Genomic DNA, 26939 nt, shown 5'->3' with positions numbered 1-26939 from the left:
AATATCAAAAATCAGTGAAGGATCGAGTACTTTATTCTACTCCTTAAAAGAGAAAACTGCCCCGGCTGAAAGCAGTTTAGGACGTGTAAAGGAAAGACAATCTGGAGATGAACAGAAGAAAAGCTGTTCCGTGACCGAGCGTTAATCGAGCGAAGGAGAAGAACATTTCTCGAATTTAGGTGGTACCGCGTGTAATCAAAACTCGCCCTTGTATAAAAAAACAAGGGCGAGTTTTTTGCTGTGAATCACTATGATTGGCTTGCGGAGCAAGACAGAATAGATGATGAACAGTACTAGGCGACCGTAGGGAGCGAAGTAACCAAACTAGGAATCACTGGGATTGTCTTTTGGAGCAAGACAGAATAGATGATGACCAGCAGCAACCAACCACTAAGAGCGCAATAACCCAAAAGCCAAACACGCGAACAACCCACCCACATCAACGAGCAACAAGCAATAGGTGAATAAGCAAACAAGCAATGAAAGCAAAGAACATGGGCAACCATGAAACAAATAGGAGGATGCATACGATGAGTTACCAACGTCCAAAAGGAACCAACGATATTTTGCCAGGAGAATCCGAAAAATGGCAATTTGTAGAAGAAACAGCACGTTTAGTGTTTCGCGATTACCAATTCAACGAAATTCGGACACCGATTTTTGAGCACTTTGAAGTGATCGCCCGCAGTGTCGGGGACACAACGGATATCGTTTCAAAAGAAATGTATGATTTCTACGATAAAGGAGAGCGTCATGTGACGTTGCGTCCAGAAGGCACCGCACCGATCGCTCGTTCTTATGTCGAAAACAAACTATTCGGACCAGAACATACGAAGCCTTATAAAGTGTTTTACATGGGACCAATGTTCCGTTATGAACGTCCGCAAAAAGGCCGTTTGCGTCAATTCCACCAAATCGGTGTCGAAGTTTTCGGTTCAGCAAATCCAGCGACCGATGTTGAGACAATGGCGATGGCAATGGATTTTTATCGTCAATTAGGACTGAGTCAATTGCGCTTGGTCATCAATTCATTAGGCGACAAAGAAACACGCCAAAACTATCGGCAAGCGTTGATCGACTATCTAGCGCCCCATGAAGCGGAGCTTAGTGAGGATTCAAAACGCCGCTTGCATGAAAATCCTTTGCGGGTCCTTGACAGCAAGGACAAGCGAGACCAAAAATTCGTGGCGGATGCACCATCGATCCTAGACTACTTAACACCAGATGCCAAGGCACATTTTGAAACCGTAACGAGTATGCTGGATGCGTTGGAGATCCCTTATGAGATCGATTCAAATATGGTGCGCGGTTTGGATTATTATACCCACACGATTTTTGAAATCATGAGTGAGGCACCAAAAATGGGGGCGCAAGCCACCATCTGTGCCGGCGGTCGTTACAATCATTTAGTGGAAGAGCTAGGCGGACCAGAAACACCTGGTTTTGGTTTTGCTTTGGGGATCGAACGTTTATTGATCACTATGGAAGCTGAAGAAGTTGTGATTCCTGCTTTGAATGAGTTAGATGCGTATGTGGTTGGTTTGGGACAAGAAACCAATTTAGAAGCGCTGAAAGTCGTGCAAGCGATTCGTAATTTCGGTTTTTCTGCCGATCGTGATTTCATGGATCGTAAAGCCAAAGCCCAGTTTAAATCTGCTGATAAACAAGGAGCACGGTTGGTTCTGACTCTAGGCGAAACAGAATTAGCAGAACAAGTGATCAATATCAAATCCATGGCAAGCCGTGAAGAAAAACAATTTCCGTTAGCGGATCTTTATGCCCGCTTCGATGAGATCTACGATGAAATGACAACCAAAATGTTTGAGTGAGGAGAAAAAGAATGACAAAACGTACAGTATATTGCGGGTTAGTAAATGAGACCCATTTAAACCAGACAGTAACTCTAAAAGGCTGGGTGCAAAAGCGCCGTGACTTAGGGGGCGTGATCTTTATTGACTTGCGCGACCGAGAAGGGATCGTGCAAATCGTCTTCAATCCTGAGGTTTCGAAAGAAGCCTGGGAAATCGCGGACAAATGCCGCAGTGAATATGTGTTAGAAGTAATAGGTCAAGTCATCAATCGTGCACCAGAAGCCATCAATCCGAAAATGGTGACAGGTGCCTATGAAGTGATGATCAGCGAAATCACGATTTTAAACACTGCAAAAACACCAGCCTTTTTGATTGAAGATGATCAAACCGTTGGCGATGAGATTCGCATGAAATACCGTTATTTAGACTTGCGTCGTCCAAAAATGACGAACAACATCGTGATGCGGGCGAAAACGACGCAAGCAATCCGCAATTTCTTAGATACGAACGACTTCTTGGATATCGAAACACCTTATCTAGGAAAATCAACACCAGAGGGTGCGCGGGATTATTTGGTTCCTTCACGGATCTATCCAGGTCATTTCTATGCGTTGCCGCAATCACCACAAATTTTTAAACAGTTATTGATGGGTGCTGGCTTCGATCGCTACTATCAAATCGTACGTTGCTTCCGTGACGAAGATTTGCGGGGCGACCGTCAACCAGAATTTACCCAAGTCGATATCGAAACCTCTTTCTTGACGGCAGAAGAAATCCAAACCTATACGGAAGAGCTGTTGGCAAAAGTGATGCGAGAAGTCAAAGGCATCGAAGTTACCTTGCCATTCCCACGGATGACCTATGATGAGGCAATGGGACGCTACGGCAGTGACAAACCAGATACACGGTTTGACATGGAGCTTATCGACTTATCAGAAGTTGTGAAAGACGTTGATTTTAAAGTCTTCCAAATGGCTCTTGAAAAAGGCGGCGTTGTGAAAGTCTTGAACGCCAAAGGGGCTGCAGACAAATACTCCAGAAAAGATATGGACAATCTAGGCCATTACGCTGGTCAATTTGGTGCCAAAGGATTGGCATGGGTCAAAGTTGAAGAAGATGGATTGAAAGGACCGATCGCTAAATTCTTGACAGAAGCGACCGACGCGATCATTGCAGCAGCCAATGCGGAAGTTGGCGATATTCTGATGTTTGGTGCCGATTCCTTTGCGATCGTTTCAGCAACATTGGGGGCGATCCGTAATAAATTAGGAAAAGAATTAGGCTTGATCGACGAGAGCAAATTCAACTTCCTATGGGTCACTGATTGGCCGCAATTTGAATACGATGAAGAAGCAGGCCGCTACGTTTCTGCTCACCATCCATTCACATTGCCAAAAGAAAGCGATCTGCCGTTGTTAACGACAGACCCTTCAAAAGTCTATGCGCAAGCCTACGATATCGTGCTAAACGGTTACGAGCTAGGTGGCGGATCATTGCGTATCCATACACGGGAAGTGCAAGAGCAAATGTTTGAAGCGCTAGGCTTCTCACGTCGCGAGATGCAAAATCAATTTGGCTTCTTATTGGATGCTTTGGATTATGGGTTCCCACCACATGGCGGCATCGCCCTTGGGTTAGACCGGTTAGTGATGCTCTTGGCTGGTGAAGAAAACATTCGCGAAGTCATTGCTTTCCCTAAAAATGGGAAAGCAGCTGATCCAATGTCTCAAGCGCCAAGTACCGTTTCGCCAATGCAATTGTTTGACTTGAACATCGATGTAACAACGGTTGAAGAAAACGAATAAGCGTTAAACCATGATGAAATGAGTGATGAAATAGAAATTGGTGAATGAATGAAAAAAGTTCATGAGAATTCACCCATTTCTTTCATTGCTCGTTTCTTTTTTTATGAGCTGAAGTATAATAAAGGCAAATCAAAAAAGTGAGGCTATGAAATGCAATGACTCCTCTGTTTAAATGGCTCCCGCATCCAGAATACGCCAACAAACTTTCGTTTTCGATCGTCTATGCGCTGCTGGCATCGATTGCGGTCAATTTCTTCTATCAACCAGGTAATATTTATTCCAGCGGCATTACGGGTGTCGCTCAGATCATCACCACGATCTCAAGAGAAGGGCTCGGGTTTTATATCCCCTTATCTCTTGCGCTATTATTGTTGAATGTGCCATTATTTTTTCTAGGTTGGTTTAAGATCGGCCACAAGTTTACGATTTTTACTGGAATTACTGTTTTACTCACCTCCTTATTCGTGCAAATTTTACCCGAAGAAACCGTTACGACGGACCCGATGATCTGTGCGATTTTCGGTGGTGCCATCAACGGGGTGGGGATCGGCTATGCTTTGAAGAATGGTCTTTCTTCAGGAGGGCTGGATTTTGTCAGCATTGCCATCCGCAAACGGACAGGGAAGACGATCGGCTCGATATCGATTTTCTTTAACATTGTTATTTTGTTCGCCGCAGGGATCTTGTTTGGCTGGCAATATGCGTTGTATAGTGCGATCGCGATTTTTGTCAGTGGAAAAGTGACGGATGCGGTCTTTACGAAGCAAAAGAAAATGCAGGTGACGATCATCACCCGCAACCCAGAAGAAGTCATTCAAACGATCCAAAAACATATGCGGCGAGGGATTACCATCATCAATGAAGCCGAAGGGGCGTACAAGCATGACAAACAAACGGTTTTGCTGACGGTAGTGACACGCTTTGAACTGCCGATGCTGCGCAGTGCCATGAAAGAAGCCGATCCAAAAGCCTTTGTCAGTATTGCAGAAAATGTCCAGATTTTGGGTCGCTTTTATGAAGAAGAACTGTGAAAAAGGAGTTGAAAAAAGTATTTCTTTATAGAAGTACTTTTTTTTCGCCAAAAATTAATTTTTTTGAAATATAGCAGATGTTGCTAGCTTTATATGGGGGATTTCTGGTAAATTATGAGAGTATGGAATCAATAGCGTTCATGCTGAAATTGTTTTTTTATGAAACAATTGGATCAATTAGAGAAAAGTGGTTGAAAAATGAATAAACGTTTAAGCACAAGCCGCTATATTACCGGGTTTGACGGCATTCGAACCTTGGCAGTCATCGGCGTTATTTTATATCATTTACTACCTACTCATATGCGAGGCGGGTATTTAGGAGTTCCAGTATTCTTTGTCGTATCAGGTTATTTAATCACTGACTTGCTGAGGCAAGAGTGGGATCAAAACGGCAAAATCAAAGTCAAAGATTTTTATGTTCGGCGGATGAAACGGCTCTATCCAGGAATGGTGATGATGCTGCTTATCTCAGCAGCATATATCACGTTGTTCCAGCGAAACCTGTTGAATAATTTGCGCGGGGTTTTTGTTAGCTCGTTGCTTTATTACAACAACTGGTGGCAGATCAATCATGGGTTATCCTATTTTGATCGGTTCGGTAATGAATCCCCCTTTACCCATCTGTGGTCGCTGGCTGTGGAGGGACAGAACTATCTGATTTGGCCTTTAGTATTTATTTTGCTGATGAAAATCGGCAAGCAGAGGCATCGCGCCTTTAAATTTACTGCCGCAGTCACGATTTTGTCGGCAATTCTGTTAGCAGTCCTTTACACACCAGGCGCTGATCCGACACGGGTCTATTATGGAACGGATACGCGGCTCTTTTCGATCTGGATGGGGAGTGCCTTAGCATTCATTTGGCCAAGTACCCATTTGAAGAAAGAGATACCGCAAAAAGCCAAACGGGTCTTGAATATCTCTGGCTTTGCTTCCTTGGCTGGTCTGATCGCAGCGTTCTTTTTCTTAGATGATCATTTGACTTTTGTCTATTATGGCGGCATGTTCTTGATCAGTATCCTATGTACGATTCTTGTGGCAGTCACCGCTCATCCCGGAGCCAGCTTGAATCGGGTATTGAGTAATCCGATTTTCAGTTATATCGGCAAGCGCAGTTATGGGATTTATTTGTATCAATTTCCAGTGATGATTTTTTACGAAGCAAAAGTGGGGAATATCGGGGAGAACGTGCTGATGCACACGTTAGTGGAACTATTCTTGATCTTGTTTATCAGTGAATTGTCCTATCGGTTTATCGAAAACCCAATGCGTAAATTCCAGTACAAAGATACATTCAGAACGGTCCGCGGTTGGTTCAGTAAACCAATTTTTAGTTGGAAAAAACCGTGGTTAGTGCCCAGCTTACTGATTACCCTCGTTGCTTTGTTTGGCGTCGTGACCGCACCGACGAATTATGTCGATGCCCAGCAGCAGCAGTTGAAAGACAACATTGCGGCCAATAAAAAAGCGGCAGAGCAATCGCAAAAGAATGCGAATGCTGAAGGCAATGAAGCAGACGATGAGGCGAACACAAGTGAAGATGAAAAAAATATCATGGAAAAATATGATTTAACAGCAGCCCAAGTGAAAAAAGCAGAATCTCTTGAAATCACGGCTTTTGGTGATTCCGTGATGCTGGATGCAACGGCTGACTTGAAAGAAGTCTTTACCCAAGCGGTAGTTGATGGGGATGTTGGGCGCCAGCTGTATGCGAGTCCTGAATTGATCAAAGACTTGAAAGAAAAAAATCTTTTGCGGGATACCGTCCTTGTGGGGCTAGGGACGAATGGTTCCTTTACAGAAGCCCAATTTGACAGCTTTATGAATGAGATCGGTGATCGCAAAGTCTACTGGATCAATGTGCGGGTACCGACACAGCGTTGGCAAAATGAAGTCAATCGGATGTTGGAGCGCATGGCGGAAAAATACGTCAATATGACCTTGATCGATTGGTATGATTTGAGTAATGACCAAGAGTCATGGTTCTATGAAGATCGGGTCCATCCAAATCCAGATGGCATGGATCAATACGTGAAGCTAGTTGCCCAAACGATTTTACAAGAGGAATAAACAAGAAAAAGACAAACCTTACGCAATCATAAGGTTTGTCTTTTGTCTTAAACGGTGCTTTTTAAGAGCATCGTTTTTTCTTTAATCCTTTTCTATCACCGTTAATAGTGAGTCAAACAAAATCGCACTAGAAGCCGATCCGGGATCGATATGACCGATGGCACGTTCACCAACATAAGAGGCGCGGCCTTTTTTAGCAACGAGTTCTTTGGTATGTTCTTTCGCTGCTTCGATCGTGTCTTTGGTCAATTCACCTTTTTTCAAGGCTTCTGCGACAGGTTGCCAGACATCGATCATGGTCTTATCCTCAAACTCAGCTTTTCCCCGCATTTTGATGCCCGTCAAGCCTTCTTCAACGATCGTACCTAATTGTTCAAAGGAGTCGATCGTTTCTAGTTCCTTCGTTGCTTTAGTCATATTCATAAACGCCGAACCATAAAGGGGACCTGAAGCGCCGCCGACTTTTGAGATCATTGCCATCGAGAAGACTTTAAAGGTATCACTGATCGTCGTTGGCTGTTGTTTGGCATAAGCTTCTTGATAAGCAGCTACGCCGCGTGCCATATTGTTGCCATGGTCTCCGTCGCCGATCGGTGTATCTAAATCGCTCAAATAGGCTTTGTTTGCTTCGATTTCTTTTGTGAAGGTATCTAACCATGCTTGCACCGTTTCTGTTGTCAATTGCATCTCTATTCGCTCCTTTACCAGGCTATTGTTGTGACGGCTTCATTTAACGCATCGGTGTGATCCGTTTCGCTGAAGTCGATCAAGGTCAGTGAAAGTCCCTGCATATCGATGGAAGTCATGAAATTGCCGACTTTATGGAAGGAGACAGGGATGTCTTTTTCTGCGAGTAATTTCGCGACATCATTGGCAAAAACGAATAACTCCATTTGCGGCGTACCACCCATACCGTTGATCAAGACACCGACTTTTTCTGGGGTCTTTTCATAATCCGCCAAGATTTTTTCCACCAACTCTTGTGCTAGTTCACGTGAGGGTTTCAGTTTTTCTCGACGGTAACCAGGTTCGCCGTGGATACCCACGCCATACTCGATCTCATCATCGGCTAAGTCAAAACCTGGTTTCCCAACTTCAGGAACTGTTGCCGCTTTTAATGCGACCCCAATGGTTTTGATCGATGCAACCAAGGCATCGCCCAGTGTTTTTAATTCACTTAAGCTGGCACCATTACGAGCAGCTGCGCCTAAAATCTTGTGGACTAAGACCGTACCGGCAACTCCTCGTTTTCCAGCCGTATAGGTGCTATTTTCAACAGCGATATCATCATCAACGACCACGATCTCCGTTGTGATCTCTTCCATTTCTGCCATATCTTTGGCCATCTCAAAGTTCAAGATATCGCCAGTATAGTTTTTGACGATCAACAAGACGCCTTGTCTTTGATCAGAATCTTGGATAGCCGTCAAAATCTGGTCGGGGGTAGGGGAGGTGAAGACATCGCCTAAAACGGCGGCGCTAAGCATCCCATCACCGACAAAGCCAGCATGGGCCGGCTCATGTCCGCTCCCACCGCCAGAAACAAGACCGACTTGTTCTTTTTGATTATTCTTAGCGATCACCCGTGAGTCGGCGACTTGATGGACCAGTTCAGGATAACTGCCTACGATACCAGCCAACATTTCTTCTACGATCATTGAGGGATCATTAATGATTTTTTTCATGCTTCATGCCATCCTTTCTCGGCTGCTTTTTTTGCTTCTGCAACGATTTGCGCCAAATCATCACTAAAACCAGCGGTGATCGCTGCAGCAAAGGCACCTTCCACCAGCGGCGCGTCGATCAGGTGATAGCGTTCTTGTTGCTGAGGTTCCAGCATGTCGTAAGCAAGTTCGGCATTCAAAACGGCACTGCCTAGATCGGCAAAGACTAAGATCAGTTCAGCATCTGCGGATTCGTTGACGGCATCCACGATTTTCGTGGCGTCAGAACCCAGCTCTCCTTCTGCTGTCCCGCCTAAAGAATAGATCGTGACTGACTCGCCATCAGCCATTTCTTCGATCATCTGTTTTAATCCTTCGGTGAGTTGCTGACTGTGAGAAACGAGTAAAATACTTTTTTTCATCCAATTTCACCAACACTTTCTGATTAAATTTGGCTGTTTGACAAGAGGGTTGCCTTTTCCAAAGAAACACCGTCCTTGTTGAAACCGCCTACAGGTTCAGTATACCAAATTTCTTTCTTCTTGTATGGTTGCACCTATGGAGAGGACAAAAAAACAGCATCGTCTTTCTGGACAAAGCAAGAAAGAGCGATGCTGCAAAATCAATTAGGATTGTTTAACGAGCATTTTGGCTGAAAAGCGCTTCGTTAGGAAAGAAAGCCCAACGTACAGACAGATATTTAATGCCATCATGCCAAGGAAATAAGGCAAGGTCACAGCGGTCAAGAAACCGACTTCCAGCAGACCGTGGAAGAGCATTGCTGCAACATAGATCCCCACGGTAGTGGTAATCGCTAAGAACAATCGCAATGGATTTAATGGCAAGCAAGCGCGAATCACAGCGATACAGCTGATCCCGATCAACAAATAGTACAACAAGGTCGTCGTATCAAATTGCGACCAACCGTAGTCGGTTTGTAAAAAGCGGATCGCAAAGTAATTGACTAACACCAACAAGGCATTTGGCAACGCATTGAGCAAGACTGTCGGCAAGTAACGACCTTTGATCGGTGCTTTGTTTTCTTCAAAGGAAAGGAAGAAAGATGGATAACCTTCAATTGCTAAGTCGATCAATGTGATTTGGATCGGCAAGAACGGAAAGGCGCTGGATGTCAGGATACAAACCAAAGAGAGCAAGAAGCTGTAAATCGTCTTGATAAAGAAGATTCCCGACGCTTTGGTCACGTTATTGACGACGCGGCGTCCTTCAAATAAAACATCTGGCAACGTAGTAAAGTCAGAATCCAATAAGACAAAGTTAGCGATTTGACGAGCCGCACTGTCGCCAGCAGCCATTGCAATGCTGACGTCGGCTTCCCGTAGTGCCAACACATCGTTGACGCCATCACCCGTCATGGCAACGGTCCGTTGATTGGCTTTTAATTCTTGAACGAGTAGTTTCTTTTGTTCAGGAGTCACACGACCAAAGACCGTATAGCGTGTCGCAGCTTCTCGGACTTCTGCTTCGGTCGTTAAGGTAGAAAGATCGATGGCTTGATCGGCATTCGCTAGGCCTGCACGATGGGCGATCGCTGCGACAGCTATTGGATTATCGCCAGAGATCACTTTTAGATCGATGCCTTGATCCGCTAAGTAAGCCAAGGTTTCTTCTGCGTTTTGGCGGATGATATCGGATAAAATCAAGACAGCCACCGCTTGTGCGTTGGTTGGGTCAAAGGATGTCGGCGTTTTTGGATCAGTTTCTACGGCTAAAATCAACACCCGTAGACCCGCTTCTTGCGCTTCTATGACTTGCGGCAAGGCAGCAGAGCCGGCGACTTTTTCAGGTGCACCAAGATAGACATTTCCTAGATGTTCAAAAGCCACAGCACCCCATTTGCGCTGTGAAGAAAAGGCAGCGACGTCGATCGGCTGATGATCCGTTAGCTCAGGACAGCCTTGACGCAATGCTTGCATCGTCAAATTGTTATCCGTACTGGCTGCCAAATAATTCCCTAAGAGCATGTTAGGGTCGCTGTCGGCTTGGAGAGGAACGATCGATTCGAGAACCATATGGCCTTCCGTCAACGTCCCCGTCTTATCCAGACAAAGGGTATCGACATGCGCTAAGGTTTCAACGGCATACATGTCTTGGACCAAAATCCGTTTTTTTGCCAATTTAATGACACCTGTCGTCAAGGCGATACTGATCAGCAGGACAAGTCCTTTTGGTAACATTCCTAATAAGGCAGCGGCAGAAACGACGACGGATTCCTTGATCCCAGCATCTCGCATCATAAAGGCTTGGAAGAACAAAATCACCCCTAAAGGAACGATTACATAGCTGGTGAATTTGGATACACTACGGATCGAAGCAAGCAGCTCAGAGCGGATCGGTTTGTGGACCTTTGCCTCATTGCTTAGTTTCGCTGCGTAGTTTTCTGCACCGACATGAAGGACTGTTCCTGTCATTTCACCGCTGACGATGAAACTCCCTGAGAGTAAGGAAGCACCTGCTTCTTTGACAACCAGATCGGCTTCACCAGTCAGCATCGCTTCATTGACTTCGACTAGTCCAGAAAGCACCGTCATATCAGCGGGGATTTGGTCCCCAGCACCAAGAATAACTACGTCCTCTAAGACCAATTCTTTGGCTGAAATCTCATGGATTTGGGCATCTCGAATCACTCGTACCGTTTGCGGTGAAACAAGTGAGAGTTTTTTTACTAAATTACGCGCGTGCAATTCTTGGCTGATCCCAATGGTGATATTCACAAAAATAATCGCTAAGTAGAACATGTTGGAATAGGCGCCTACGGCAAATAAAAAAACGCCAATCAATAGATTGAGAAAATTGAATAATGTCAGTAAATTGTCTTTGATGATCGCAGCAGTTGATTTACTGGTTTTTGTTTCATAATCATTGTGCAACCCCTCTTGGGTTTTCTTGGCGACTTCTGCTGCAGTCAAGCCGGTGGGTAATTGAGTCATAAGCATCTCCATTTCATTTGTTCATTTCTTTCTAATTCCTTTATCTAGTCTAGCATTCGAAAAAGGCAATGCAATCGTTGCGAGGAAAATAACGATAAAATTAATTAAAATCTTAAACAATCAACACGTGTTCTTTTAAAGAAAGAAAAAAACTGGGGGAACAAACCGCACCATCGACTTTTTTCAGGTGCTTACGTATAATAGGGGAAGAGAAAAAGCCGAGAAGCAGATGCTTAGCGGACAAAAGAGGGTAGCGAGCATGTCTTTAAAAGAAAAAATTATTGCAGAAAGCAAGCGGCTTGGCATTGACAAGATCGGGTTTGCTTCAGCGGAGCCGTTTTTGGCATTGGAGCCTTCCTTGTGGGAACAAAAAGCCAAAGGTCATACGTCTGGTTTTGAGCATCCCGTGATCGAAGAGCGTATCTATCCTGAACGGACATTTGAAAATCCGCAAACGATCATTGCGATCGCTTTAGCTTATCCGACAAAAATCAAAGAGAAAGTCCCGCGGGATGAAAAACGCGGCATGTTTGCCCGTGCCTCGTGGGGCATCGATTACCATGATATTTTGCGAGAACGATTGGATCGCTTGATCGCCTTTATCAAAGAACAAGCGCAAACGATGGAAGAACAAGTCGAATGGCGTTTCGCACCGCAAGTCGATACAGGGGAATTGGTGGATGTGGCGGCAGCGCAGCGGGCGGGTCTTGGCTTTATCGGTCGTAATGGCTTGCTGATTACGGAAGAATTTGGTTCGTTTGTTTATCTAGGGGAGATCGTCACTAATATCTCTCTTGAACCAGATGAAGAAGTCCCGTTTGGTTGTGGTGATTGCATGCGTTGTGTGACGGCTTGCCCCACCAAAGCGTTATTGGGCGATGGTCGAATGAATGCCCAGCGCTGTTTGTCCTATCAAACCCAGACGAAGGGTATGATGCCAGAAGAGTACCGCAAAAAGATGCATAACGTGATTTACGGCTGCGATATTTGTCAGCTGGTCTGCCCTTATAATCGGGGGAAAGACTTCCATTTTCATCAAGAGATGGAGCCTGAAGTCGATACCGTTTATCCAAAACTGCAACCGATGCTGTCTTTATCAAACAAAGCCTTCAAGGCACAATTTGGCCATCTATCTGGCTCTTGGCGGGGGAAAAAACCGTTGCAGCGTAATGCCATCATCGCCTTAGCCAATGTAGGGGATCGCAGTGCCTTGCCAGCGATTTGGCGCTGTGCGACAGAAGACGTGCGCCCAGTGATTCGAGGAACGGCTTATTGGGCCATTGGCCAGTTGGGCGTCAAAGAACCAGAAATGTGGTTAGAGCGACTGCAACGGTGTGCAGAGTTAGAACCCGAAGAAGAGGCGCTACAAGAATTGCAGCCTGCCATCGAACGATTGCAAGCAGTCATTACCAAAAGGCAAGAAAAAGAGCTATAAAAAAAGCAAAACGAGCCCGGGGCCGTTTTGCTTTTTTATTTAATCTAGTACGTCATCACTTTCAACGATTTCTTCTGAATCCAGTTCAAAATCAGGTGCTGGATGCACACGCTCAGGCAGCTCCATTTCTAACTCGCCTTCTTCGGTGTATTGGTTGTCGGTATCGGCAACGTCAACTAAAATTTCTTCAGGAAGCTCTTGTTCTAACCGATAGCCTTCTGCATGACGCGCATCGAGTAATTCCAAAAGATGTTGCCACTCGTCTTTCGAGATCACTACAACGTCAATGCCGTCTTTGTTTTGTACCTCCACAACAGAGGAAAGATCGGTGCCGACCGTTTTAATGATCGATTCCAACGACCATTTACTCGTTTCTAAGTCAATTTTTTGTGCCATAAGAATTACCCCTTTTTTGAGAAAAATTTTGTCCTACCTTAATTGTAACGGGAAAGTTGCAGAAAACAAAATAGCTTGATTGGGAATCGTCGCTGATATGCGCAAGAACATTTGCACAGCGGCTTTAACCAAGGTAAGATAAGAGCAAGAAGGGAAGGAATAAAAATGACAGAAAAACAGACATTTCATGTGAATGGGTATTTAGCACTGGTTGTGCTGATCGGGTTATTGGTTGGCGGCGGTTATTTGTTTTATCATGGGTTCGTAAATGAGAGCGTTCTCGAAATCGTTCTCAGCATTCTTTTATGGATCGTTTCGTTTCTTTTCCTTAGTTCGTTAACGATCGTACAACCCAATCAAGCCAAAGCGATCCTCTTTTTTGGGCAATATTTAGGGACCATTAAAGACAACGGCTTGTTCGTGACAACCCCATTAACCCAAAAAATCAATGTTTCATTGAAAGTCCGCAACTTTAACAGTTCGCTGTTGAAGGTCAATGATTCAGACGGAAACCCGATCGAGATCTCGGCGGTGGTGGTTTTTAAAGTCGTAGATACGGCGAAAGCATTGTTTGATGTCGATTATTACCAAGATTTCATTGAGATCCAAAGTGAAACAGCGATTCGTCATATTGCGACGCAATACCCGTATGACACGTTCAATGACGATGATCTGACGTTGCGAGGCAATACAAGTGAAGTCTCGGAGGAGCTGGCAAAAGAATTGCAAGAACGATTGGCTGTTGCTGGGGTCGAAGTCTTGGAGACTCGCTTAAACCATTTGGCGTATGCGACTGAGATCGCTAGTGCGATGCTGCAGCGCCAACAAGCCAAAGCGATTTTATCTGCACGACAAATCATTGTTGAAGGGGCCGTCTCCATGACACAAATGGCGTTAGAACAAATCGAAGACGGACAGGACATCAATTTCACGGATGACCGCAAAGTCCAACTGATCAATAATTTATTGGTATCGATCATTACCGATAAAGGCACGCAGCCGGTGATCAATACGGGCGATGTCAAAGAGAAAGGAGTTTAGCATTTGAAGAAACTTTACATCAAACAGAAGGTTTTCAGCATCGGTGAAAAATTTACCGTCACTGATGATTTACAAAACCCTCGCTATTATGTCGAAGGCAGTTTTTTTAAGATCCCGAAAAGTTTTACGATCTTCAATGAGCAGCAGCGACCGATCGCGGAGATCACCAAAAAAGTGTTCAGTTTATTACCGAAATTTTTTGTGGAAGTCCACGGCCAAGAAGCGATCGTTTTAGAAAAACATTTCACATTTTTTAAAGCCCGCTATTCCATCAGTGCAGAAGGCATCGATGTGGACGGCAATTGGTGGGATATGGATTTTGTGGTCAACCGCAACGGCAAACGGATCGCAGAGATCCACAAAAAATGGATCTCTTGGGGCGATACCTATGAAGTTGTGATCTATGAAGAAGATCTAGATGACCTGATCATTGCATTAGTGGTAGCCATCGATCGCGTCAAAGCAGATGATGCCGCAGCGTCAAGTTCAGCAAGTAGTTAGAAAAAAAGGAGCGATGTGCATGTTATACGGTTCGATTGAAGCAGGCGGCACAAAATTTGTGTGCGCCATTGGCGATGAAGAAATGACAATCAAGGAAAGAGTGAGCTTTCCGACAACGACACCTGAGGAAACAATGCCTTTAGTCATTGGTTTCTTCAAACAATACCAAGCAGATTTAGCAGGGATTGGGATTGGCTCATTTGGGCCCATCGATATCCATCGCGATTCTGCCACTTATGGGTACATTACCTCGACCCCGAAATTGGCATGGCAAAATTTTGATTTCATCGGTACCATGAAAAAAGAATTTCCGATCCCGATTTCTTGGACAACAGATGTCAATGCGGCTGCCTATGGTGAGTATGTCTTCGGCAGTGGCAAAGGATTGAGTAGTGTCGTTTATTACACGATCGGTACAGGTGTTGGCGGCGGTGCCTTACAAGAAGGGCGCTTTATCGAAGGCTTTAGTCATCCAGAAATGGGGCATATGCTGGTCGTCCCTCATCCAAAAGATGACTTTGCTGGCAGCTGTCCATTTCATGGCAACTGTTTAGAAGGGATGGCTGCTGGACCCGCCATCGAAAAACGCTTAGGGAAAAAAGGTCAAGAGGTTGCAGAAGATGATCCTTATTGGGAAATCGAAGCCTCCTATATTGCTCAATGTGCCTACAATACAACCTTGATGTTTTCTCCAGATGTGATCATTTTTGGCGGTGGTGTGATGAAACAACGCCATATGCTGCAAAATGTCCACGACGCATTTGCAAAATTGGTCAATGGGTATGTCGAAACACCTGAGTTAAGCAAATATATCGTGACCCCAGCATTGGAAGACAACGCTGGAACGCTCGGTTGTTTGGCATTGGCTCGAGAAGCGGTCTTACATTCATAAATAAAAAAAAGATCATACTCTTCGGGTATGGTCTTTTTTTACAGCGTATCAGTGGCACTTTTGGCGACTTTTTGTATACTTAAGCTGAGGTGGAAAAGAATGAAATTAGCTGTTCGAAAAAGAAAAATCGGGAATATTCCGGTCTTAGAAGTCGTACCAGAAGAAATGATTTATGAGCCGCTGCCATTGATTATTTACTACCATGGCTGGCAGACGAGTAAAGAATTAGTGTTGACACAAGGCAGAAAGTTGGCTAGAGAAGGTTTTCGGGTGGTCTTGCCAGATGCAGCCAATCATGGGGAGCGCAAGACCCAACTATCGGAGATTCCTTCTCTAACTTTTTGGCAAAGTATCCAAACCAATCTATTTGAGTTTTCTTACTTAGTCGATTTTTTTGAAAACCTTGGTTTGGTCAACGGTCAGATCGCAGTTGGCGGAGTCTCCATGGGAGGGATGACCACGTGCGGTTTATTGTGCCAGCATCCAGAAATCACAGCGGCAGCTTGTATCATGGGTTCTCCTTCCATGTTGAAATACCGTGACCGCATCCAAATGCACGCTGGCGCTGCTGGGTTCTTTGTACCCGAGGATTATGGTCAGCTTTTAAGCTGGATGGATGCTTACGACCTGTCTTCTCAACCAGAGAAATTGGGACAGCGTCCTCTTTTGTTTTGGCATGGTACCCAAGACGAGAAAATTCCTTATGGTGATGTGGAAGCCTTTGTGGCAGAAAATCCAGAAGCAAATTTGCAGTTTATCTCGCGAGAAGAACGCCATCTGGTACGTGGAGAAACGATGGATCAAGTCACAGCTTTTTTCGTGGCAGAGCTCAATCAAACCAATCCATGACACGGTTTGCGCAAGGAAAAAGATTGTGTGAAAAGGTACAAGCATAAAACTCGTTTTTTGTCACGTGATAACCTATACTGTAGGGTGCAAAAAAAGGAGGAATTGGTTTGACATACCGCGTTTTATTATTTTATAAATACACAACAATTGAAGATCCGGAAAGCTTCGCCAAGGAGCATTTAGCATTTGGAAAAGAAATTGGCATCAAGGGCCGTATTTTAGTAGCCAATGAAGGGATCAATGGCACACTTTCTGGAACGGTTGAAGCAACGGATCGCTATATGGAAAAAATGGAAGCTGATCCCCGTTTTAAAGGGATTTTTTATAAGATTGACGAAGTAGAAGAACATGCGTTTAAAAAGCTATTCGTTCGTCCGCGTAAAGAATTGGTTTCATTGAACCTTGAAGACGACATCGATCCATTAGAAATGACTGGAAAATATTTAGATCCTAAAGCGTTCAAAGAAGCGTTGTTAGATGAAGATACCGTGGTGATCGATGCCCGTAACGATTATGAATATGATTTAGGCCATTTCCGAGGAGCCGTTCGTCCCGATATCCGCAGCTTCCGTGAGTTGCCGCAATGGTTCATCGATAATAAAGAAAAATTCATGGATAAAAAAGTCGTTACTTATTGTACTGGTGGTATCCGTTGTGAAAAATTCTCAGGCTGGCTGCTGCGAGAAGGCTTTGAAGATGTGGCCCAACTCCATGGAGGTATCTTTGCTTATGGGAATGACCCAGAAGTTCAAGGTGAGCTTTGGGATGGGAAAATGTACGTCTTTGATGAACGCATCAGTGTGGAAATCAATCATGTAGATAAAAAAGTCATCGGCCGCGACTGGTTTGATGGGACACCTTGCGAGCGCTATGTAAACTGTGCCAACCCAGAATGCAATCGCCAATTCTTAACTTCTGAGGAAAATCAGGCTGCCCATTTAGGTGCCTGCAGCTATGATTGTGCCATCCACGAACACAACCGTTACGTGGAGCAACATGGAATCACAGAAGCAGAAAAAGCTGAACGGTTAAAAAACTTTGCAACAAAAAATGAAACAGTCACTGCCTAAACCGACAACTGTTTCACAGGAAATGAAGGATTAAAAGAGTTGCACGTGAGTCCGAAAACTGGCTTAGCTCAGTCAGTCTTTCCACCTTCCGTGCGGCTTTTTTGAATGGACAGAATTGGAAACGATTGTTTTTTAATTATCTGAAAAATCTAACTATTCCAATTGTTCTTTTTTCTTTCCTATCGAGAAAAAACGCAAGGCTCTCGCATATTTCACGATTTTAGAGTAAACTATACCTAATTGTGGAAGAGGAAAGAGGAATTCAGATGAAAATTGTTATTGCTGGTGCAGGTGCTATGGGCAGCCGTTTTGCTATTATGCTAAAAAGAGGCGGAAATGACGTCACGTTAATCGACGGCTGGCCTGCGCATATCGAAGCGATCCGTGAACACGGATTACGAGCGAACTTAAACGGTGAAGAGATCGCAGTCCCTTTTTCGATCTATTCGCAAAATGAGATCCCAACGACTGTACAAGCAGACTTGATCCTGGTCTTTACTAAAGCGATGCAACTGGATCAAATGATGCAAACGATCAAACCGATGATCGGAGAGCAAACGAAAGTCTTATGCTTATTAAACGGGATCGGTCATGAGGACACGATTGAAAAATATGTCAGCACGGATAAAATCTTTTTAGGAAATACCATTTGGACGGCGGACTTGATTGGTCCTGGTAATGTTCGCTTGTTTGGGGATGGTTCTGTAGAACTGCAAAACATCGAACCGGGGAAAGAAGAAGATGCCCGTCAATTGGCGGCAGTCTTGGCTGATGCTGGGTTGAATGCGTCTTATTCTGAGAACATCCGTTACTCCATCTATCGCAAAGCCTGTGTCAACGGCACCCTAAATGGCTTGTGTTCGATTTTAAATGTGAATATTGCCCAATTCGGACAAACCTCAACGGCGCGTGCGATGGTCCAAATGATCGTGGAAGAATTTGCGGCAGTTGCTGCCCATGAATCTGTTGAACTGGATGTATCCGAAGTAGTCCACCATATTGAAGAAACCTATGATCCAGAAGGCATCGGAATGCACTATCCATCCATGTATCAAGATTTGATCAATAATCATCGCAAAACCGAGATCGATTATATCAATGGCGCAATCTCGCGAAAAGGCCGCAAGTACCAAGTGCCAACGCCTTATTGTGACTTTTTGACTCAAATGATCCATGCTAAGGAAGATATTTTAGCAGCAGAATAACCTAAGTAAATCTATTCTAAAAATACAAAAACGGCGTATCCTTTTAGGGTTCGCCGTTTTTTTGTCCATTTATTGAAAATGTGTTGTTGTAGAGTGCATTCAAAGGTGACGCTATTGAGCAGGCAGATCCGCCATAAACCGTTCGCTACCTTGAAAGACCGCTAATTGATTGACACCAAAGGAACGCAATAGATCGCTCATCGCTGCAAAATCTAACCGATAGTCACTGGCTTTATGGGCATCAGAGCCGAGGGTGAACAATTTACCACCGACACTTTGATACAGCGGGATAGCATATTGATAAAGGTGGGCATTTTGATAGGGGCCAAAGCTCTTCGCGTTGATTTCCATCGCTAAGTCACGGGCAACGATTTTTTTGAAGATCGTCGTTAACTCTGTTTCAAAATGGGCGGCCAATTCCTCAGCTGTAAATTGGAAACGACGCAAGCCATAATCAAAGTGGGTCACGATGTGCCCGTCAGAAAACGAGTCCAACACGTGGGCCATTTGATCAAAGTATTGTTTGGCGACTGCAAATTTGTCCTTGTTCAACACGGCATCGTCCATATAATCAAAGGTACCGTTTTGATGGATACTGATCAATTTCAAGTCATAGGGATGGCTTTCAAGATAGCGCAAGATTTCTTGTTCTTGACCAGGCACGACACCAATCTCGATGCCTTTTAAGAGTTTCGTCGCTGTGGTCTCTTGCAGCTTCTGGTGGGTATTTACTAGTAATTCATAGTCAGGAATGTCATCACGGAATCCCGAATAGGGGTTCTTCAAATCGAAATGATCTGTCGCAACGAAGTAGGCAGGCTGGTAAGCAAGATAATTCTCAAACTGTTCATCTGAATCAAAAGACAAAAATGTATGCAGATGTTGATCATAATAATTCATAAACAAGACTCCTTTTCTTGAATACGATACCACAAAAAAGCAGAAGAAACTATGATTGGCTGAGAAAAGGTTTTCTCTTGGACAATTTTTCGCTTATAATAAATAAGAATAGAGCGAAGGAGTCGGTCAGCCATGAGTATGTACCTTGAAATTCCTGAATTTGAAAGTGAATTTCGTTTTCGAACGTTTCTAAATGATGGGTTGACCATCGTTTACCCCCATGTCCATAAAGAAATCGAGATCATTTACGCTAAGCGCGGCACGGTCAATATTGGTGTTGACGATACGATCATTGAGTTGGAGGAAGGGGATCTGTATCTTTTTTCCAGCGGGCAACCCCACTATTTTCTAGCATCGCCTGAGAGTGAACGCTATGTCTATCAATTTGATATGAAGCTTTTTGAAGAGCCGTTGCTTCGAGAAAATGAAGTATCCTTGATGACACTCTTTGAAGAAGGGGAGCCCCACAGCAAAAATTGGCCAACGAGTTTTACGGAAAAAATAACAGGTCTCTTGATCGAGTTGTATCAGTTGGAAGAGGAAAATGTTGTTGGGAAGCGTTATTTGACTCTCGGGCTGCTTTACCAGTTGATTGGGGAGTGCTATCAAAGTTTGCCAAAGCGCAAACAAGCCGTCAATCCGCTAAAGCGAACAGCCGCGCAATACAAAGAAACCTTGCAGCGTCTGAATGATGTCTTTGAGTACATCGAATCTCATTACCAAGAAGTCTTGACGATGGAGGACACCGCAAGACATGTAGGGTTTAGTCCCCATTATTTCACGCGTTTCTTTAAAACCAATACTGGCAAGACCTTCATGCAGTTTTTGACGGAATATCGCATCAATCAAGCCAAATTTATCTTGGCCAATGAAAAGATCCCCATGGCAGAAGTCGCTGAAAAAGCAGGTTTTGCCAGTGTCAAAACATTTCACCATGTCTTTAAGGAAGCCGTTGGTCAATCACCGTTGCAGTACCAGAAACAACTGAATCAAAATTGATAGAAACAGCCGATGAGCCTTTGCTTGTCGACTGTTTTTTTGTCAATTTGGCACTATTTTTTTCTCTATAGTGTTTTTTTAAGCGCTTTTCATAAATTGTGGAGTGGTTCTTTTTGTTAAAGTTTCATAAGATAATTTTCGGGAATTTTTTCAATGGAAACTGGGAAGAACTGCTTTCGATGTTTCGCTATAATGAGGAGGTAGAAAATAATAAGCGTTTTCAGGAGGAAAGATATGACAGTTAAAGTTGGAATCATTGGGTGCGGTGGGATCGCAAACGGCAAGCACATGCCTGCCTTGTCTCAAGTAGAAGAAGTAGAAATGGTTGCCTTTTGTGATCTGCTGGTTGAACGTGCAGTTGAAGCGAAATCAGCATTTGGGACCGAAGATGCCCAAGTATTCAGCGATTATCAAGAAATGTTGGCACAAGCTGATCTAGATGTGATCCATGTGTGTACACCAAACGCCTCACATGCTGAGTTGACGATTGCCGCACTAGAAGCGGATTGTCATGTCATGTGTGAAAAACCAATGGCAAAAACAGCGGCAGAAGCCAAAGCAATGATCGAAGCAGCTAACCGAACAGGGAAAAAACTCACGATCGGCTACCAAAACCGTTTTAGAAAAGATTCTCGTTATCTTCATGAAGTGTGCGCCGAAGGACAATTAGGAAACATTTATTTTGGGAAAGCTCATGCGATCCGTCGTCGGGCTGTGCCAACTTGGGGTGTTTTCCTTGATGAAGAAGCGCAAGGCGGCGGTCCGTTGATCGATATTGGTACCCACGCATTGGATCTGACCTTATGGATGATGAACAATTACAAACCAAAATTTGTTGTCGGAAAAGCGTATCATGAGTTGTCGCAAACCAAAAATGCCGCAAATGCTTGGGGTCCTTGGGATCCAGAGAAATTCTCAGTAGAAGATTCGGCCTTTGGTTTTGTGGTCATGGAAGATGGCGCAACGATTTTCTTAGAAGCTAGCTGGGCGCTCAACAGCTTGGATGTGAAAGAAGCCAAAACGACACTGATGGGCAGCAAAGCGGGTGCAGATATGAACAACGGTTTGACCATCAACGGAGAAGACCACAGTTTGCTGTATGAAAAAAATATCGAACTTGAAACAGGCGGCGTTGATTTTTATGAAGGAAACGGTGAAACGCCAGAAATTTTAGAAGCACAATCGTGGATCCATGCGATCATCAACGATACCGAACCAGTGGTCAAACCTGAAGAAGCAATGGTCGTGACGGAGATTTTAGAAGCGATCTACAAATCATCGCAAACCGGTGAGCCAGTCTACCTATAAGAACTGCTGGAAGAAAAGGAGCGAGCATAAATGACAAAACCGAAAATCGCTTTACAGCTTTGGAGTATTCAAGAGGACTGCAAGACAGACCTTTTTGAAGCGTTGAAAACAGTAAAACAAAACGGCTATGACGGTGTTGAATTTGCCGGTTATCATGGACACAGTGCTGCTCAGATCAAAGAAATGCTGGAGCAGTTGGATTTGGCGGTCGCGGCTTCCCATATCCCGTTTGAAGCATTGCAAGATCGTTTTGAAGAAACCGTCGCTTTTGAAAAAACGATTGGCAATCAACGGATCGTCATTCCGTATGCCAGCTTTGATTCTTTGGAAAAATGGCAAGCCTTTGCTGCGGAGCTGACCCAGATCACCCAAAAATTGCAAGCCGAAGGGCTGACTTGCTACTACCACAACCATGCCCATGAATTTACTGAAGTTGCTGGAGAATCTATGATCGATGAACTGATCAAAGACAATCCGCAACTGCGTTTGGAAGCCGACCTTTACTGGTTAGCTTTTGCAAACGTGGCTGTTTTACCTTGGCTAAAGGAACGCGAAACGAAGGTCGGCTTGGTTCATATCAAAGATATGCAAGAGCAGCCGCAGGAAAGCACCGAGATCGGCAATGGGATTTTACCAATCAAGTCGTATGTAGAAACAGCTAAAGCATTAGAACTACCATGGTTGATCGTTGAGCAGGAAGCGTTTCAAAAATTCGCTCCTTTAGAAGCCAGCGGGATTGATTATCTGCAATTAAAAAACATCGTAGAGGAGGTCTACCAATGATCCATGTTACGGTATGGAACGAGTTTCGTCATGAAAAAACGAATGAGACCGTCCAAAAAATGTATCCAGAAGGAATCCATGGTCAAATTGCCAAGTTTTTAGAAGAGGATGATTTCCAAGTGCGAACGGCGACCCTTGATGAACCAGAACACGGGTTGACGGAGCAAGTATTAGCTGACACGGATGTATTGGTTTGGTGGGGCCATATGGCGCACGAAGAAGTCGATGAGGCTATCGTTGCTCGTGTGCAGCAGCGTGTATGGGAAGGAATGGGACTGATCGTCTTGCATTCTGGTCATTTTTCGAAAATCTTTAAAACCTTGATGGGAACGTCGTGCGATTTGAAATGGCGAGTAGACGATCAGCATGCGCGGATCTGGAATGTCAATCCAAGCCACCCAATCGTTGAAGGAGTCGGCGAATGGATCGAACTAGAGCAAGAGGAAATGTATGGCGAGCACTTTGATATTCCAGCGCCGGACGAATTGATCTTTGTCAGCTGGTTCCCTGGTGGTGAAGTTTTCCGCAGCGGCTGTACATTCCGCCGTGGGAATGGCAAGATCTTCTATTTCCAGCCTGGTCATGAGACATTCCCAAGCTATTACAATCCCAAAGTGCAAAAAGTGATCCAAAATGCGGCTCGCTGGTGTGCACCAACAGAAAATCGTTACCCAACATATGGGCATTTTCAAGCAATTGAGGAGGAAAGAAAATGAAATTAGGTGTTTTTACCCCGTTATTCAATCAACTTAGCTTTGAAGAAATGATCGATGAAGTAGCGAAAAAAGGGCTGCAAACCGTCGAGATCGGTACCGGTGGTTCTCCCGGCAATGCCCACTTAGACATTGACCGTTTACTAGCAAGTGAAGCAGAGCGAAAAGAATACTTAGCGAAATTAGCTGATAAAGGATTGGAAATCTCAGCTTTGAGCTGTCACAACAACCCAATCTCTCCATTAAAAGCAGAAGCGCAAGAAGCCGATGAACTTTTGCGCAAAACCATCAAATTAGCCAGCTTAATGAATGTACCTGTTGTGAACGGATTTTCAGGCGTTTCAGGCGGAAATGCAACAGATACGCAAGTCAACTGGCCAGTATTGCCATGGCCAACGGAATACGATGACAATTATAATTATCAATGGGAACTAAAACTGATTCCTTATTGGAAAGGCATCAACACGGAAGCGGAAGCGGCTGGTGTTAAAATTGGGATCGAACTTCATGGCGGCTTTTTGGCACATACCCCTTATACGATGTTGAAACTGCGGGATGCTGCGGGTAAAGCCATCGGCTGTAACTTGGATCCAAGTCATTTATGGTGGCAAGGGATCGACCCAGTGGCAGCGGTCAAAATCTTAGGGGAAGCCGATGCGATCCATCACTTCCATGCTAAAGATACGTATTTGGACCAAGACAATATCAACATGCATGGCTTGACGGACATGCAGCCATATAGCAATGTCAAAACCCGAGCTTGGACCTTCCGTTCAGTCGGTTGCGGCCACAGCTTACAAGTCTGGTCAGATATTATTTCTGCACTTAGAATTTATGGGTATGATTATGTCTTGAGTATTGAGCATGAAGATCCAATCATGTCCATTGATGAAGGACTGAATCGTGCCATCAGCAACTTGAAGACGATTATGATCCGTGAAGAAGCTTCATCCATGTGGTGGGCATAAGAAGAAAACCGAGGAGTGTCAGACATGAGTGCAATCAATTTTGCAGTAATCGGATATGGCGGCATGGGTGCGTACCATGTCCACAATATCTTACCAAATGAAAACGAACGAATCCACATCGTAGGAACTTACGATATCAATGAAGAACGTCAAGCGATCTCACAAGAAAAAGGCCATAAGATCTTTAAAAGCTATGATGAAGTCTTAGCCGATGAGACGATCGAAGCAGTATTGATCGCCACACCTAATGACTTGCATAAAGAGTTATCGATCGCTGCATTGAGAGCAGGCAAACATGTTGTTTGCGAGAAGCCTGTTGCGCTGAATACTGCGGAACTAGATGAGATCGTGGCGGTTGCCCAAGAAACCGGCAATACCTTTATGGTTCACCAAAACCGCCGTTGGGATCCTGATTTTTTACTTGTACGCGAACTGTACCGTAATGGACAGATCGGCGATTTGTTCCAATTAGAATCACGGGTCCAAGGGGCAAACGGCATCCCAGGAGACTGGCGTCATGTGAAAAAACAAGGCGGGGGAATGCTCTTAGACTGGGGCGTTCACTTGCTGGATCAAATGCTATGGCTGATCGACAGTCCAGTGAAAGATGTTAAAGCGGATCTTAGCTTTGTGTTGGGGGAAGAAGTCGATGATGGGTTCTTCGCTTTGATTACCTTTGAAAATGGGGTCAAAGCAATCGTGGAAGTTGGAACCTCCAATTACACGCAATTGCCTCGCTGGTACATCAAAGGAACAGAAGGAACAGCCACCATCACCGATTGGGATTTAAATGGGGAAATGGTGCAAGCAACAGGTCGCGAAGATGTGGCAGCACCAAAACCAGTCCAAGCAGGCGTCGGCTTGACGAAAACGATGGCACCCCCATCGGAATTGGCAGCCAAAGAAATTCCTTTCCCGAAAGCCGAAGCAGATTTTGAACCTTTCTACAAGAATTTTTACAACGTTGTACGCAACGGTGCCGAACCTATCGTTAAAAACGAAGAAGTCCGAGCAGTGATGCAGTTGATCGAACGCATTTTTGCCACAGCGTAAGAGATAAAGGAAGCAGCTCTTTATCCATGTAACCGAACGAGTGCGAGAAGCAAAAACTGGGAGAGAATGATGTTCATTCTGTCCCAGTTTTTTTATTTCTTGACATCATAAGTGACCCATAACCATGTGAAGGGGAAACAATTTTCAAAAAGAAGCTTTGGTTAAGGTACTTGATGTTCAGTTAAAGAATACTGTTTTGAATGGTTTGGGTTAGTAGGATCACTCGAGGTACCTCGATCTATACGCTTATTGGTTAGATAAGCGAGGCGATAGCTAGGCAAGTTGTCGCTAACCCACACGCTTGGAGTTGCAACAAGCGCACAATAGTCACTCTTACCGCAAATAGGGGTGGCTATTGTGCTACATATGTTTGAACTTCTCACGTTTTGCGTGGTTTTTTATCCTTGAAAATTCCCAACTCCTACCGCCATAGCCTAAAATTCCACGTATAATAAAGAAAACGACCGTTTTATTTGGCGAAGGGAAAAGAAAAAGCAAAAGAGGTGCGAACTATGAGGATGAATCAAGAAAAGCTGACTTCATCAAATGGGAAGGATCAGCTTTTTGTCAAAACGTGGCTGCCAGAAGAACAGCCGAAAGCAGTCGTGCAAATCGTTCACGGAATGATCGAACACATTGAACGTTACCACGAGTTTGCGGAGTGTTTGACTACGCAAGGCTATGCGGTGGTCGGTCATGATCACTTAGGGCATGGGCAATCCGTGAAAGAAACACAGGCCTATGGGCATTTTGGTGAAAAAGAGGGCGCCAACTATTTAGTGGCAGATGTGGGAGTGGTCCATCAGTACGCAGCTGCTTGCTACCCAGACCGACCATACTTTATCTTAGGGCACAGTATGGGGTCGCTGGTGTTGCGGAATTATTTGTTTAGTCAGCCACATCCATTGTCAGGAGCGATCATCATGGGCACCACGATGGAAAAAGCCGTGCTGATGCAAGGAGGCAAACTTGTCACGAACTTGTTGCGGCCGTTTGCCGCTCAGCAATGGCCTTATCACGTAATGGAACAGCTGGTTTTTGGCCAGCACAACCGGCGTTTTCGTCCCAATCGGACCGCCAAGGATTGGTTGACCAGTGATCCGCAACAAGTGGATCGCTACTTGAAGGACCCTTACACGCAATTTCATTTTTCCTTACCGGCTTACAAGGATCTCTTTACATTGACGCAAGCTGCCAGTGATCCGGATCAACTGCGCAGGATTGATCCAGAATTGCCGCTGCTCTTGATTTCAGGTGTAGATGATCCTGTGGGGCACTATGGCAAAAGCGTCCGCCAATTGGCTCAGCAGCTGAAGCAAAATGCTGACGTGACGATGTATTTGCTTGAGCAGGGACGTCATGAGATTTTGAATGAGCGCAACCGCGAGATCGTTTACAATGAAATTTCTCGCTGGCTGTTTGAAAAAATGCCGAAATGACGAACGTTAAGAAATTGGTAGTCTTTTCTGAAAATTCAAAATTATTTTCTCTTTTAAG

Annotated in this window: 24 protein-coding genes and 1 other annotated feature; of the genes, 18 read left to right on the top strand and 6 right to left on the bottom strand. The window is 44.6% G+C overall.

The genetic code is table 11. From position 1 onward, the window contains the following. The first annotated feature begins 5 nt into the window (after positions 1-5). Positions 6-213: a binding site (T-box leader), on the top strand. Positions 214-530: 317 nt separating this feature from the next. The 4 genes from hisS to ECA1_RS01075 all read left to right on the top strand — a co-directional run bounded on the left by hisS (position 531) and on the right by ECA1_RS01075 (position 6714). Further along, entirely contained in the window at positions 531-1829 is a 1299-nt protein-coding gene (gene hisS, locus ECA1_RS01090) for a histidine--tRNA ligase (RefSeq protein WP_060791494.1), read from the top strand. Between the two features lie 11 nt (positions 1830-1840). Further along, positions 1841-3616, top strand: a complete 1776-nt coding sequence (aspS, locus tag ECA1_RS01085; protein WP_060791493.1) for an aspartate--tRNA ligase — start codon at positions 1841-1843, stop codon at positions 3614-3616. A gap of 155 nt (positions 3617-3771) precedes the next feature. After that, positions 3772-4647: a YitT family protein gene (locus tag ECA1_RS01080; RefSeq protein ID WP_010750004.1), complete on the top strand. Its 876-nt coding sequence runs from the start codon at positions 3772-3774 to the stop codon at positions 4645-4647. A gap of 198 nt (positions 4648-4845) precedes the next feature. Further along, a complete protein-coding gene (locus ECA1_RS01075; protein WP_060791492.1) occupies positions 4846-6714 on the top strand; it encodes an acyltransferase family protein in 1869 nt (622 codons plus the stop codon). Positions 6715-6795: 81 nt separating this feature from the next. Here the strand turns inward: ECA1_RS01075 and dhaL are convergent, their stop codons facing one another. From dhaL to ECA1_RS01055, 4 genes are all read right to left on the bottom strand, one after another. Further along, positions 6796-7401 carry a dihydroxyacetone kinase subunit DhaL gene (dhaL, locus tag ECA1_RS01070; protein ID WP_060791491.1) on the bottom strand — a complete coding sequence of 202 codons (606 nt, stop codon included), beginning with the start codon at positions 7399-7401 and terminating at the stop codon, positions 6796-6798. Between the two features lie 14 nt (positions 7402-7415). Further along, the gene (gene dhaK / locus ECA1_RS01065; RefSeq protein ID WP_060791490.1) at positions 7416-8399 is read right to left on the bottom strand and encodes a dihydroxyacetone kinase subunit DhaK; all 984 of its coding nucleotides are present in this window, start codon (positions 8397-8399) and stop codon (positions 7416-7418) included. Next, positions 8396-8800 (bottom strand): dihydroxyacetone kinase phosphoryl donor subunit DhaM, encoded by a 405-nt coding sequence (gene dhaM, locus ECA1_RS01060; protein ID WP_005228160.1) that lies wholly within the window; start codon positions 8798-8800, stop codon positions 8396-8398. The genes dhaK and dhaM overlap by 4 nt, the downstream gene beginning before the upstream one ends. 204 nt (positions 8801-9004) lie before the next feature. After that, positions 9005-11329, bottom strand: a complete 2325-nt coding sequence (locus ECA1_RS01055; protein ID WP_034878322.1) for an HAD-IC family P-type ATPase — start codon at positions 11327-11329, stop codon at positions 9005-9007. 259 nt (positions 11330-11588) lie between these two features. On the opposite strand from ECA1_RS01055, the gene queG reads away from it, so the two are divergent. Further along, positions 11589-12764, top strand: coding sequence for a tRNA epoxyqueuosine(34) reductase QueG (queG, locus tag ECA1_RS01050; protein WP_060791489.1), 1176 nt, complete (start codon positions 11589-11591; stop codon positions 12762-12764). Between the two features lie 39 nt (positions 12765-12803). On the opposite strand, the gene ECA1_RS01045 is transcribed toward queG, so the two are convergent. Then, the gene (locus ECA1_RS01045) at positions 12804-13160 is read right to left on the bottom strand and encodes a hypothetical protein (RefSeq protein WP_005228172.1); all 357 of its coding nucleotides are present in this window, start codon (positions 13158-13160) and stop codon (positions 12804-12806) included. Between the two features lie 165 nt (positions 13161-13325). On the opposite strand from ECA1_RS01045, the gene ECA1_RS01040 reads away from it, so the two are divergent. The 6 genes from ECA1_RS01040 (at position 13326) to ECA1_RS01015 (ending at position 18718) form a co-directional block, all read left to right on the top strand. Further along, entirely contained in the window at positions 13326-14201 is an 876-nt protein-coding gene (locus tag ECA1_RS01040) for an SPFH domain-containing protein (protein ID WP_060791488.1), read from the top strand. Between the two features lie 3 nt (positions 14202-14204). Then, a complete protein-coding gene (locus ECA1_RS01035; RefSeq protein WP_005233908.1) occupies positions 14205-14702 on the top strand; it encodes an LURP-one-related/scramblase family protein in 498 nt (165 codons plus the stop codon). Between the two features lie 19 nt (positions 14703-14721). Continuing rightward, the gene (gene scrK / locus ECA1_RS01030; RefSeq protein ID WP_010749999.1) at positions 14722-15594 is read left to right on the top strand and encodes a fructokinase ScrK; all 873 of its coding nucleotides are present in this window, start codon (positions 14722-14724) and stop codon (positions 15592-15594) included. Between the two features lie 99 nt (positions 15595-15693). Then, a complete protein-coding gene (locus tag ECA1_RS01025; RefSeq protein WP_010749998.1) occupies positions 15694-16443 on the top strand; it encodes an alpha/beta fold hydrolase in 750 nt (249 codons plus the stop codon). 107 nt (positions 16444-16550) lie between these two features. After that, on the top strand, positions 16551-17513 hold the full coding sequence (trhO, locus tag ECA1_RS01020) for an oxygen-dependent tRNA uridine(34) hydroxylase TrhO (RefSeq protein WP_060791487.1): 963 nt from the start codon (positions 16551-16553) through the stop codon (positions 17511-17513). Between the two features lie 266 nt (positions 17514-17779). Further along, positions 17780-18718, top strand: coding sequence for a 2-dehydropantoate 2-reductase (locus ECA1_RS01015; RefSeq protein WP_060791486.1), 939 nt, complete (start codon positions 17780-17782; stop codon positions 18716-18718). Between the two features lie 111 nt (positions 18719-18829). On the opposite strand, the gene ECA1_RS01010 is transcribed toward ECA1_RS01015, so the two are convergent. Next, positions 18830-19618, bottom strand: a complete 789-nt coding sequence (locus ECA1_RS01010) for a PHP domain-containing protein (RefSeq protein ID WP_060791485.1) — start codon at positions 19616-19618, stop codon at positions 18830-18832. Between the two features lie 132 nt (positions 19619-19750). Here ECA1_RS01010 and ECA1_RS01005 point away from each other — a divergent pair, with 132 nt between their 5' ends. From ECA1_RS01005 to ECA1_RS00975, 7 genes are all read left to right on the top strand, one after another. Then, positions 19751-20617, top strand: coding sequence for an AraC family transcriptional regulator (locus ECA1_RS01005; RefSeq protein WP_060791484.1), 867 nt, complete (start codon positions 19751-19753; stop codon positions 20615-20617). Positions 20618-20851: 234 nt separating this feature from the next. After that, positions 20852-21925 (top strand): Gfo/Idh/MocA family protein, encoded by a 1074-nt coding sequence (locus ECA1_RS01000; protein ID WP_005228203.1) that lies wholly within the window; start codon positions 20852-20854, stop codon positions 21923-21925. A 30-nt stretch (positions 21926-21955) separates the two neighbouring features. Beyond that, the gene (locus ECA1_RS00995; protein WP_060791483.1) at positions 21956-22708 is read left to right on the top strand and encodes a sugar phosphate isomerase/epimerase family protein; all 753 of its coding nucleotides are present in this window, start codon (positions 21956-21958) and stop codon (positions 22706-22708) included. Beyond that, positions 22705-23424 (top strand): ThuA domain-containing protein, encoded by a 720-nt coding sequence (locus ECA1_RS00990; RefSeq protein WP_060791482.1) that lies wholly within the window; start codon positions 22705-22707, stop codon positions 23422-23424. Before ECA1_RS00995 ends, ECA1_RS00990 begins: the two co-directional genes overlap by 4 nt. Then, positions 23421-24389 (top strand): sugar phosphate isomerase/epimerase family protein, encoded by a 969-nt coding sequence (locus ECA1_RS00985; protein WP_060791481.1) that lies wholly within the window; start codon positions 23421-23423, stop codon positions 24387-24389. The genes ECA1_RS00990 and ECA1_RS00985 overlap by 4 nt, the downstream gene beginning before the upstream one ends. Before the next feature lie 24 nt (positions 24390-24413). Beyond that, positions 24414-25442: a Gfo/Idh/MocA family protein gene (locus tag ECA1_RS00980; protein ID WP_060791480.1), complete on the top strand. Its 1029-nt coding sequence runs from the start codon at positions 24414-24416 to the stop codon at positions 25440-25442. A 512-nt stretch (positions 25443-25954) separates the two neighbouring features. After that, positions 25955-26881, top strand: coding sequence for an alpha/beta fold hydrolase (locus ECA1_RS00975; RefSeq protein WP_060791479.1), 927 nt, complete (start codon positions 25955-25957; stop codon positions 26879-26881). Positions 26882-26939 lie beyond the last annotated feature (58 nt).

The sequence above is a fragment of the Enterococcus casseliflavus NBRC 100478 genome, from assembly GCF_001544095.1.
GTDB lineage: Bacteria > Bacillota > Bacilli > Lactobacillales > Enterococcaceae > Enterococcus_D > Enterococcus_D casseliflavus.
The sequence above is the reverse complement of the archived record's forward strand: the minus strand, read 5'-3'. Positions and strand labels throughout refer to the sequence as shown.

Coding starts and splice junctions, on each gene's coding strand:
- hisS (WP_060791494.1), top strand. CDS start 531: ATGAGTTACCAACGTCCAAAAGGAACCAACGATATTTTGCCAGGAGAA.
- aspS (WP_060791493.1), top strand. CDS start 1,841: ATGACAAAACGTACAGTATATTGCGGGTTAGTAAATGAGACCCATTTA.
- ECA1_RS01080 (WP_010750004.1), top strand. CDS start 3,772: ATGACTCCTCTGTTTAAATGGCTCCCGCATCCAGAATACGCCAACAAA.
- ECA1_RS01075 (WP_060791492.1), top strand. CDS start 4,846: ATGAATAAACGTTTAAGCACAAGCCGCTATATTACCGGGTTTGACGGC.
- dhaL (WP_060791491.1), bottom strand. CDS start 7,401: ATGCAATTGACAACAGAAACGGTGCAAGCATGGTTAGATACCTTCACA.
- dhaK (WP_060791490.1), bottom strand. CDS start 8,399: ATGAAAAAAATCATTAATGATCCCTCAATGATCGTAGAAGAAATGTTG.
- dhaM (WP_005228160.1), bottom strand. CDS start 8,800: ATGAAAAAAAGTATTTTACTCGTTTCTCACAGTCAGCAACTCACCGAA.
- ECA1_RS01055 (WP_034878322.1), bottom strand. CDS start 11,329: ATGACTCAATTACCCACCGGCTTGACTGCAGCAGAAGTCGCCAAGAAA.
- queG (WP_060791489.1), top strand. CDS start 11,589: ATGTCTTTAAAAGAAAAAATTATTGCAGAAAGCAAGCGGCTTGGCATT.
- ECA1_RS01045 (WP_005228172.1), bottom strand. CDS start 13,160: ATGGCACAAAAAATTGACTTAGAAACGAGTAAATGGTCGTTGGAATCG.
- ECA1_RS01040 (WP_060791488.1), top strand. CDS start 13,326: ATGACAGAAAAACAGACATTTCATGTGAATGGGTATTTAGCACTGGTT.
- scrK (WP_010749999.1), top strand. CDS start 14,722: ATGTTATACGGTTCGATTGAAGCAGGCGGCACAAAATTTGTGTGCGCC.
- ECA1_RS01025 (WP_010749998.1), top strand. CDS start 15,694: ATGAAATTAGCTGTTCGAAAAAGAAAAATCGGGAATATTCCGGTCTTA.
- ECA1_RS01015 (WP_060791486.1), top strand. CDS start 17,780: ATGAAAATTGTTATTGCTGGTGCAGGTGCTATGGGCAGCCGTTTTGCT.
- ECA1_RS01010 (WP_060791485.1), bottom strand. CDS start 19,618: ATGAATTATTATGATCAACATCTGCATACATTTTTGTCTTTTGATTCA.
- ECA1_RS01005 (WP_060791484.1), top strand. CDS start 19,751: ATGAGTATGTACCTTGAAATTCCTGAATTTGAAAGTGAATTTCGTTTT.
- ECA1_RS01000 (WP_005228203.1), top strand. CDS start 20,852: ATGACAGTTAAAGTTGGAATCATTGGGTGCGGTGGGATCGCAAACGGC.
- ECA1_RS00995 (WP_060791483.1), top strand. CDS start 21,956: ATGACAAAACCGAAAATCGCTTTACAGCTTTGGAGTATTCAAGAGGAC.
- ECA1_RS00990 (WP_060791482.1), top strand. CDS start 22,705: ATGATCCATGTTACGGTATGGAACGAGTTTCGTCATGAAAAAACGAAT.
- ECA1_RS00985 (WP_060791481.1), top strand. CDS start 23,421: ATGAAATTAGGTGTTTTTACCCCGTTATTCAATCAACTTAGCTTTGAA.
- ECA1_RS00980 (WP_060791480.1), top strand. CDS start 24,414: ATGAGTGCAATCAATTTTGCAGTAATCGGATATGGCGGCATGGGTGCG.
- ECA1_RS00975 (WP_060791479.1), top strand. CDS start 25,955: ATGAGGATGAATCAAGAAAAGCTGACTTCATCAAATGGGAAGGATCAG.